The 7,897-nt window shown below is 64.5% G+C and carries 8 protein-coding genes; 7 read left to right on the top strand and 1 reads right to left on the bottom strand.

The genetic code is table 11. The annotated features are described in order from the left end of the window. The first annotated feature begins 274 nt into the window (after positions 1-274). Positions 275-1,264 (top strand): BMP family lipoprotein, encoded by a 990-nt coding sequence (locus NKG95_RS12040; RefSeq protein WP_023719004.1) that lies wholly within the window; start codon positions 275-277, stop codon positions 1,262-1,264. A gap of 67 nt (positions 1,265-1,331) precedes the next feature. On the opposite strand, the gene NKG95_RS12035 is transcribed toward NKG95_RS12040, so the two are convergent. Continuing rightward, entirely contained in the window at positions 1,332-1,541 is a 210-nt protein-coding gene (locus NKG95_RS12035) for a SlyX family protein (RefSeq protein ID WP_031194007.1), read from the bottom strand. Between the two features lie 181 nt (positions 1,542-1,722). On the opposite strand from NKG95_RS12035, the gene NKG95_RS12030 reads away from it, so the two are divergent. The 6 genes from NKG95_RS12030 to deoA are packed head-to-tail and all read left to right on the top strand — an operon-like array spanning position 1,723 to position 7,894. Further along, a complete protein-coding gene (locus tag NKG95_RS12030) occupies positions 1,723-3,255 on the top strand; it encodes an ABC transporter ATP-binding protein (protein WP_023719006.1) in 1,533 nt (510 codons plus the stop codon). Further along, positions 3,252-4,391, top strand: a complete 1,140-nt coding sequence (locus tag NKG95_RS12025; protein ID WP_352484653.1) for an ABC transporter permease — start codon at positions 3,252-3,254, stop codon at positions 4,389-4,391. The genes NKG95_RS12030 and NKG95_RS12025 overlap by 4 nt, the downstream gene beginning before the upstream one ends. Before the next feature lies 1 nt (position 4,392). Then, on the top strand, positions 4,393-5,364 hold the full coding sequence (locus NKG95_RS12020) for an ABC transporter permease (RefSeq protein ID WP_352963635.1): 972 nt from the start codon (positions 4,393-4,395) through the stop codon (positions 5,362-5,364). A gap of 6 nt (positions 5,365-5,370) precedes the next feature. Then, complete coding sequence (gene cdd / locus NKG95_RS12015) at positions 5,371-5,763, top strand: cytidine deaminase (RefSeq protein WP_353040704.1); 393 nt, start codon at positions 5,371-5,373, stop codon at positions 5,761-5,763. Beyond that, on the top strand, positions 5,760-6,578 hold the full coding sequence (locus tag NKG95_RS12010) for a purine-nucleoside phosphorylase (RefSeq protein WP_353040703.1): 819 nt from the start codon (positions 5,760-5,762) through the stop codon (positions 6,576-6,578). Before cdd ends, NKG95_RS12010 begins: the two co-directional genes overlap by 4 nt. Then, complete coding sequence (deoA, locus tag NKG95_RS12005) at positions 6,578-7,894, top strand: thymidine phosphorylase (protein WP_353040702.1); 1,317 nt, start codon at positions 6,578-6,580, stop codon at positions 7,892-7,894. The genes NKG95_RS12010 and deoA overlap by 1 nt, the downstream gene beginning before the upstream one ends. Positions 7,895-7,897 lie beyond the last annotated feature (3 nt).

Here is a 7,897-nt window from a genome sequence, read left to right as displayed (position 1 = left end):
TGGCCGGCGCGCTTGTCGCGGGGGTTCCGGGCCTTTTCGGCGCGCCTGTTCCCGATTTTTTGGCGGCCGACCCCTATTTTATTTGCGGGGGCGGCGCTGTGGGGCCCCAACGCTTTTCCAAAGGGTCAAAATTCCACGTGAATTTTGTTTCGGGCCGTGCCAGATTGGCCCGAAGCGGGAGGAAGACACTCCTGCCTGACGCCGAATGCCTGCCGGAGAACCGGGCCGGCATGCGGTGCATAATGGACAAATAACCGACAGGGGTGTGGATCACATGAAACGTATCGTACTCGGCCTCATGGCCGCAGCTGCAATGGTTCTTCCGGCCTTCGCCGCGGACATTCAACCCGCGCTTCTCTATGATCTCGGCGGCAAGTTCGACAAGTCGTTCAACGAGGCGTCCTTCCACGGCGCCGAAAAGTTCAAGACCGAGACCGGCATCCCCTATGTGGAATTCGAGGTCAGCAACGCCACCCAGCGCGAGCAGGCGCTGCGCCGTTTCGCCGAGGACGGCCGCAATCCGATTGTCATGGCGGGCTTCTCCTGGTCGGATGCGCTTGACAAGATTGCCACGGAATTCCCCGAGACCAAATTCGCCATCATCGACATGGTCGTCGACAAGCCCAATGTCCGCTCCCTCGTCTACAAAGAGCAGGAAGGCTCCTATCTCGTCGGCGTGATGGCGGCGATGGCTTCGAAGTCGAAGAAGGTCGGCTTTATCGGCGGCATGGATATTCCGCTGATCCGCAGATTCGGCTGCGGCTTTGTCGGCGGCGCCAAAGCGGCCGGCGCCACCGACGTCATCCAGAACATGACCGGCGATACGCCCGCAGCCTGGAACGATCCCGCCAAGGGCGGCGAGATCGCCAAGACGCAGATCGACCAGGGCGCCGACGTGATCTATGCTGCGGCTGGCGGCACCGGTGTCGGTGTGCTGCAGGCGGCGGCCGACGCGGGCAAGCTCGGCATCGGTGTCGATTCCAACCAGAACGGCTTGCAGCCCGGCAAGGTGCTGACCTCCATGGTCAAGCGTGTCGACGTTGCCGTCTACAACACCTTCATGGATGCCAAGGACGGCAAGTTCACGGCCGGCATCAACGATCTCGGCCTCAAGGAAGGCGGCGTCGACTACGCCATGGACGACAACAACAAGGCGCTTGTCGACGATGCGATGAAGGCAGCGGTCGAAAAGGCCAAGGCCGACATCATCGCCGGCACCATCAAGGTGCACGACTACATGTCGGACAATGCCTGCCCGTATTGATCGACAGACATTGCTGAGCTGACGAGCCGCCGGGTGAAAGCCCGGCGGTTTTGCATTGTCAGGCCGCTCACCAGTGCGGCGGCTTGGTCACCGGCACGTCGGGTGCGGCCTGTTCCTCCAGCGCCAGGAAGCGCTCGGCCAGCGCGTCGAGCTTGCGCTGCATGCGCTCGATCACCTTCCACTGCTCGGCGATCTGGCCGGACAGTTCCTCGATGGTCTTCTCCTGCTCGGCGGCGCGGATTTCCAGCGTCGTCAGCCGGTCGTCGGGCATGGTCATTTGAAATCCTCGATCAGGCGATTGTGCAGGGTGCGGCCACGTTGGAAATTGACAAGCATGACGGGATTTGTCGAGAGTGAACCGTGCTCCGGCCAATTGGCACAGACCCAATTGGCACAGACTGGGCGTCATGCTAGGCGTTTGACCAAGCGGTAAAAAAATAACAGTGGGAACAGGCTGCATGGCGCAAGCCGCAATCGAGCTGATCGGCATCGACAAGAGCTTTGGCGCCGTGCGCGCCAACCGCGACATCAATCTGGAAATTACGCGCGGCACCATCCATGGCATCGTCGGCGAAAACGGCGCCGGCAAGTCGACGCTGATGTCGATCCTTTACGGCTTCTACCAGGCCGACAGCGGCGAAATCCGTGTCGGCGGCCAGCCGGCATCGATCAAGACACCGAACGATGCGATCGCGCTCGGCATCGGCATGGTGCATCAGCACTTCATGCTGGTCGACAATTTCTCGGTGCTGGAAAATGTCATTCTCGGCGCCGAAAGCGATGCGCTGCTGAAGAAAAGCATCGCCAAGGCGCGTTCCGAGTTGGAGCGGCTCGAGCGCGAATACGGGCTCGAAGTCGATCCGGACGCGATCATCGAGGAGTTGCCGGTCGGCCTGCAGCAGCGCGTCGAAATCCTCAAGGCGCTCTATCGCGGCGCCGAGATCCTGATCCTCGACGAGCCGACCGGCGTGCTGACGCCGGCCGAAGCCGACCATCTGTTCCGCATCCTCAGGCAGTTGAAGGAGCAGGGCAAGACGATCGTGCTGATCACCCACAAGCTGCGCGAGATCATGGCGATCACCGACACGGTCTCGGTGATGCGCCAGGGCACCATGGTGGCGACACGCGAAACCAGGAAGACCACGGTCGAGGAGCTGGCCGAGCTGATGGTCGGCCGGCGCGTGCTGCTGCGCGTCGAGAAAGGCGAGGCGAAGGCCGGCGGCGTCAAGCTCGCGGTCAAGAACCTGACGGTCAAGGATTCCCGCGGCGTCACCATGGTCGACGACGTCTCCTTCGATATCCATGCCGGCGAGATCGTCGGCATTGCCGGCGTCGCCGGCAACGGACAATCCGAACTGCTCGAGGCGATTTCCGGCATCAGGCGCGCCGTTTCGGGTTCGGTCACGTTGGACGGCAAGCCGATCGACCTCACCGGCGCCGCCGATCCCGGTGAACTGCGCGAGCGCGGCCTTGCCCATGTGCCGGAGGACCGCCATCATGTCGGCCTGGTGCTGGCCTTCGAGGAGAACGAGAATTCGATCCTCGGCTACCAGGACGACGAGCGCTATCTGAAGGGGCCGTTTCTCGACATCGACGCCATCCGTAACGATGCCAGGGACAAGATCGTCAAATACGACATCCGACCGGCGGACTGCCGCCTCAAGACCGCCAATTTCTCCGGCGGCAACCAGCAGAAGATCGTGCTGGCGCGGGAAATGGAGCAGGATCCCGGCGTGCTGATCGTCGGCCAGCCGACGCGCGGCGTCGATGTCGGCGCCATCGAATTCATCCACAAGCGCCTAATCGCGATGCGCGACCAGGGCAAGGCGGTGCTGGTGGTTTCGGTCGAGCTCGACGAGATCCGCTCGCTTTCCGACCGCATTCTGGTGATGTTTGCCGGCCGCATCGTCGGCGAGCGCGGCCCCGACGCGACCGAGGGCGAACTCGGCCTGCTGATGGCCGGCGTCGAGCACCGGGAGGCCGCGGAATGAGCACTCCCTATGCCAAGCTGCCGGCCTGGGCCGATTATGTGCTGATCCCGCTGATCAATCTGTTCGTCGCCTTCGTCGTTGCCGGTTTCGTCGTCATATTGGTCGGCGAGAACCCGCTGCGTGCTGCGGTCATCCTGGTCGAGGGTGCCTTCGGTCGCGGCCAAGGCATCGCGTTCACGCTTTTCTATGCCACCACCTTCATCTTCAGCGGGCTGTCGGTGGCGGTTGCGGCGCATTGCGGCCTGTTCAACATCGGTGGCGAGGGCCAGGGCTATATCGCCGGTCTCGGCATCGGCATCGTTTGCCTGGCCTTCGACAGCGTGCTGCCTTGGTGGCTGACCTTCCCGATCGCCATTATCGCCGCCGCGGCGATGGGCGCGCTGTGGGCGCTGATCCCGGCCTATCTGCAGGCCAAGCGCGGCTCGCACATCGTCATCACCACCATCATGTTCAATTTCATCGCCGCCAGCGTCATGGTCTATGCGCTGGTGGGCATGCTGAAGCCGCCCGGCTCGATGGCGCCGCAGACGCGCACCTTCCTCGAAGGCGCACAATTGCCGAAGCTCAACTGGATCATCGAATTGTTCGGCGCCAAAATCCGTTCGGCGCCGTTCAACGTCAGCTCGCTGCTGGCGCTGGCCATGGCCTTTCTGGTGTGGGTCCTGATCTGGCGCACCAAGCTCGGCTACGAGATGCGTACCTACGGCCACAGCCCGAAAGCGGCGCGCTATGCCGGGATTTCGGAAATCCGCATCATCATCATTGCGATGATGATCTCGGGCGCGCTGGCCGGCATGATGGCGCTCAACCCGACGATGGGCGACCAGCACAATGTCGCGCTCGAATTCGTTTCGGGCGCCGGTTTCGTCGGCATCGCGGTGGCGCTGATGGGGCGACTGCACCCGGTCGGCATCGTGCTTGCCGCAATCCTGTTCGGCATGCTCTACCAGGGCGGCGCCGAGCTCGCCTTCGAGATGCCGGCGATCAGCCGCGACATGATCGTCATCATCCAGGGCCTGGTCATCCTGTTCGCCGGCGCGCTCGAGCATATGTTCCGGCCCTATGTCCAGGCGCTGTTCGCCTCGCTCAGCCCGAGATCGGTCGGCATGGAAGCGGTCAAGGGGAAGGGCGCCTGAGATGGATTTCTTCAACGCCATCGTACAGGTCCTGGACTCGACCATCCGTCTGTCGGTCCCCTTGCTGCTCGCCTGCCTCGCCGGCCTCTATTCAGAGCGGGCCGGCGTCTTCGACATCGGGCTCGAAGGCAAGATGCTGGTTGGCGCCTTCGCCGGTGCCGCCGCCGCCTCGGTCTTCCACTCGGCCTATCTCGGCCTCGGCATGGCCATCCTCATTTCGGTCGCCTTCGCGCTGATCCATGGCTTTGCCTCGATCACCCACCGCGGCAACCAGATCGTTTCCGGTGTCGCGATCAATTTCATTGCCGCCGGATCGACGATCATGCTCGGCCAGGCCTGGTTCCAGCAAGGCGGGCGCACGCCGGCGCTGGCCGCCGGCGAGCGCTTCGAGACAATCATCTGGCCGGGCGCGGATGCGCTCAGGAGCGTGCCGATCCTCGGGCCGATCTATTCGGAACTCATCTCCGGCCACTCAGTGCTGGTCTATCTCGCCTTCCTGGCCGTGCCGTTCACCTGGTGGGTGCTGTTCCGCACCCGCTTCGGCTTGCGCCTGCGCGCCGTCGGCGAGAACCCGGCCGCGGTCGATACCGCCGGCATATCGGTCGCCTGGCTGCGCTATCGGGCGCTGATCTGCACCGGCGTGCTCACCGGCATTGCAGGTGCCTACCTGTCGATGGTGCAGAATGGCGGCTTCGTGAAGGACATGACCGCCGGCAAGGGCTACATCGCGCTGGCCGCGCTGATCTTCGCCAAATGGAAACCGGTCAACGCCATGTTCGCCTGCCTGCTGTTCGGCTTCCTCGACGCGGCGTCGATCCGCCTGCAAGGCACGCCGCTGCCGCTGATCGGCAAGGTGCCGGTGCAATTCATGCAGGCGCTGCCCTATGTGCTGACCGTCATCCTGCTTGCAGGCTTCATCGGCAAGGCAATCCCGCCGCGTGCCGGCGGCGTGCCTTATGTCAAGGAACGCTGATTTATCATGGCTCGTGATCTGTTCGAAGCGGCGAAAGCCGCCATGACCAAGGCCTATGCGCCCTATTCGAAATTTCCGGTCGGCGCGGCGTTGCGCACCGAGGACGGCCGTGTCTTCACCGGCGCCAATGTCGAGATCGCGTCCTATCCGGAGGGCTGGTGCGCCGAAACCACCGCGCTCGGCCACTACATCATGGGTGGCGGCGGCAAGATCACGGAAATCGCCGTGATCGCCGAACGCGTGGCAAAATGCTCGCCCTGCGGCGGCTGCCGGCAGCGGCTGGCTGAATTCTGCCGGCCGGAAACGAAGTTCTATCTCTGCGATGATAGCGGCGTGGTCGAGACCGTGACCATGGGCGAGTTGCTGCCATACGGCTTCCAGGGCGATGTGTTGAAATGAAGGAAGCACTCGATCACCTCGTCGAAAGGCTGGACGGGCTGGCGCCGACCACTGCGCTGGTGCTGGGATCGGGGCTTGGCGGGCTTGTCGACAAGGTCGAGGATGCGGTGCGCATTTCCTATTCCGACTTGCAGGGCTTCCCCAGAAGCGGCGTCAGCGGCCATGCCGGCGAGGTGGTGGCGGGGCTCTTTGCCGGCACGCCGGTGCTGATGCTGTCCGGTCGCGCACATTATTACGAGCACGGCAACGCGGCGGCGATGCGGCCGGCACTCGAGGTGCTCGCCGGCCTCGGCATCTCCAGGCTGATCCTCACCAACGCCGCCGGTTCGGTCGATCCCGGGATGGGCCCGGGCTCGGTGATGCTGATCACCGACCACATCAATTTCTCAGGCTCCAACCCGCTGATCGGCGAGCCGAGCGACCGCCGCTTCGTCGGCCTGACCGAAGCATACGACGCCGGTCTCCGCTCCGCCATCGAGCAAGCCGCGAAGGCCACCGGTACCAGGCTGCACAAGGGCGTCTACATGTGGTTCTCCGGCCCATGCTTCGAGACGCCGGCCGAGATCCGCATGGCTCGCATCATGGGCGCCAACGCGGTCGGCATGTCGACGGTGCCGGAGGTCATTCTCGCCCGCTTCCTCGGGCTGCGCGTCGCAGCCTGTTCGGTCGTCACCAACCTTGCCGCCGGCATGACCGGAGCCGAGCTGTCGCACCAGGAGACCAAGGACATGGCGCCGGTCGGCGGCGCGCGGCTGGCGACCATTCTGCAGCGTGTTTTTCAGGACGGGCTTCCGGAGCACAGGGTAGACGCCTGATGCTTCCCCAGGAAATCATCCGCCGCAAGCGCGACGGTCAAAAACTCTCGGCTGAGGAGATATCGGCTTTCATCGAGGGCCTGACCGCCCGCACCGTTACCGACGCGCAGGTCGGCGCCTTCGCCATGGCGGTGTTCTTCAACGGCATGAGCCGCGACGAGGTGGTGGCGCTGACTATGGCGATGCGCGATTCCGGCGATGTGCTCGACTGGTCGGATCTGCCCGGCCCGGTCACCGACAAGCATTCGACGGGCGGCGTCGGCGACAATGTCTCCTTGATGCTGGCACCGATCGTCGCTGCCTGCGGCGCCTATGTGCCGATGATTTCCGGCAAGGGCCTCGGCCATACCGGCGGCACGCTGGACAAGATGGATGCCATCCCCGACTATATCAGCCAGCCGGATGTTGCGCGTTTCCGCAAGACCGTGCTCGAAACCGGCTGCGCCATCATCGGCCAGACCGCCGATCTCGCACCCGCCGACGCCAGGCTCTACGCCATCCGCGATGTGACGGGAACGGTGGAATCGGTGCCGCTGATCACCGCCTCGATCCTGTCGAAGAAGCTGGCCGCCGGCCTCAATTCGCTGGTGCTCGACGTCAAGGTCGGCAACGGCGCGTTCATGGAGAAATCGCGCGATGCAACCACGCTGGCCAACAGCCTGGTCGAGGTCGCCAATGGCGCCGGCCTGAAGGCCTCGGCGCTGGTCACCGGCATGAACGAGCCGCTGGCCTCCGCCGCCGGCAATGCGGTCGAGGTGCGCAACGCCGTCGACTTCCTCACCGGCCGCTTCCGCGACCGGCGGCTGGAGGAAGTGACGCTGGCGCTGGCCGCCGAGATGCTGCAATCGGCAGGCCTGGTGTCGTCCAACCAGGACGGCCTGCGCCGCGCCGCCGAGACGCTGGCCGGCGGTCGCGCCGCTGCCATCTTCGCGCGCATGGTGGCGGCACTTGGCGGTCCCGCCGACTTTGTCGACAATCCGGAAAAATATCTGCCGAAAGCGGCAACGGAATTTGCCGTCAAGGCGAGCGCGAACGGCTTTGTCGCCGGCATCGCGACCCGCGAGATCGGGCTTGCCGTGGTCGGGCTTGGCGGCGGGCGGACGCGGCCGGACGACAGGATCGATCACGCCGTCGGCATCACCAGGCTGTTGCCGGTCGGCGCTGAAGTGCGGGCCGGCGAGGCGCTGGCGCTGGTCCATGCCCGCAATGCCGGGGATGCCGAGGCAGCCGCGGCCGCCGTGCTTTCGGCCTATACGATCGGGACTTCCAAACCGGCCGCGGAGAAAACCGTCATCCGGCGGATCCTGCCGCGCTGATAG

It is taken from the genome of Mesorhizobium sp. M1423 (assembly GCF_040317575.1).
In the GTDB taxonomy this organism is placed as follows: domain Bacteria; phylum Pseudomonadota; class Alphaproteobacteria; order Rhizobiales; family Rhizobiaceae; genus Mesorhizobium.
The sequence above is the reverse complement of the archived record's forward strand: the minus strand, read 5'-3'. Positions and strand labels throughout refer to the sequence as shown.

Bases quoted from the DNA above. Each gene is read 5' to 3' on its own strand.
- NKG95_RS12040 (WP_023719004.1), top strand. From the start codon at position 275: ATGAAACGTATCGTACTCGGCCTCATGGCCGCAGCTGCAATGGTTCTT.
- NKG95_RS12035 (WP_031194007.1), bottom strand. From the start codon at position 1,541: ATGACCATGCCCGACGACCGGCTGACGACGCTGGAAATCCGCGCCGCC.
- NKG95_RS12030 (WP_023719006.1), top strand. From the start codon at position 1,723: ATGGCGCAAGCCGCAATCGAGCTGATCGGCATCGACAAGAGCTTTGGC.
- NKG95_RS12025 (WP_352484653.1), top strand. From the start codon at position 3,252: ATGAGCACTCCCTATGCCAAGCTGCCGGCCTGGGCCGATTATGTGCTG.
- NKG95_RS12020 (WP_352963635.1), top strand. From the start codon at position 4,393: ATGGATTTCTTCAACGCCATCGTACAGGTCCTGGACTCGACCATCCGT.
- cdd (WP_353040704.1), top strand. From the start codon at position 5,371: ATGGCTCGTGATCTGTTCGAAGCGGCGAAAGCCGCCATGACCAAGGCC.
- NKG95_RS12010 (WP_353040703.1), top strand. From the start codon at position 5,760: ATGAAGGAAGCACTCGATCACCTCGTCGAAAGGCTGGACGGGCTGGCG.
- deoA (WP_353040702.1), top strand. From the start codon at position 6,578: ATGCTTCCCCAGGAAATCATCCGCCGCAAGCGCGACGGTCAAAAACTC.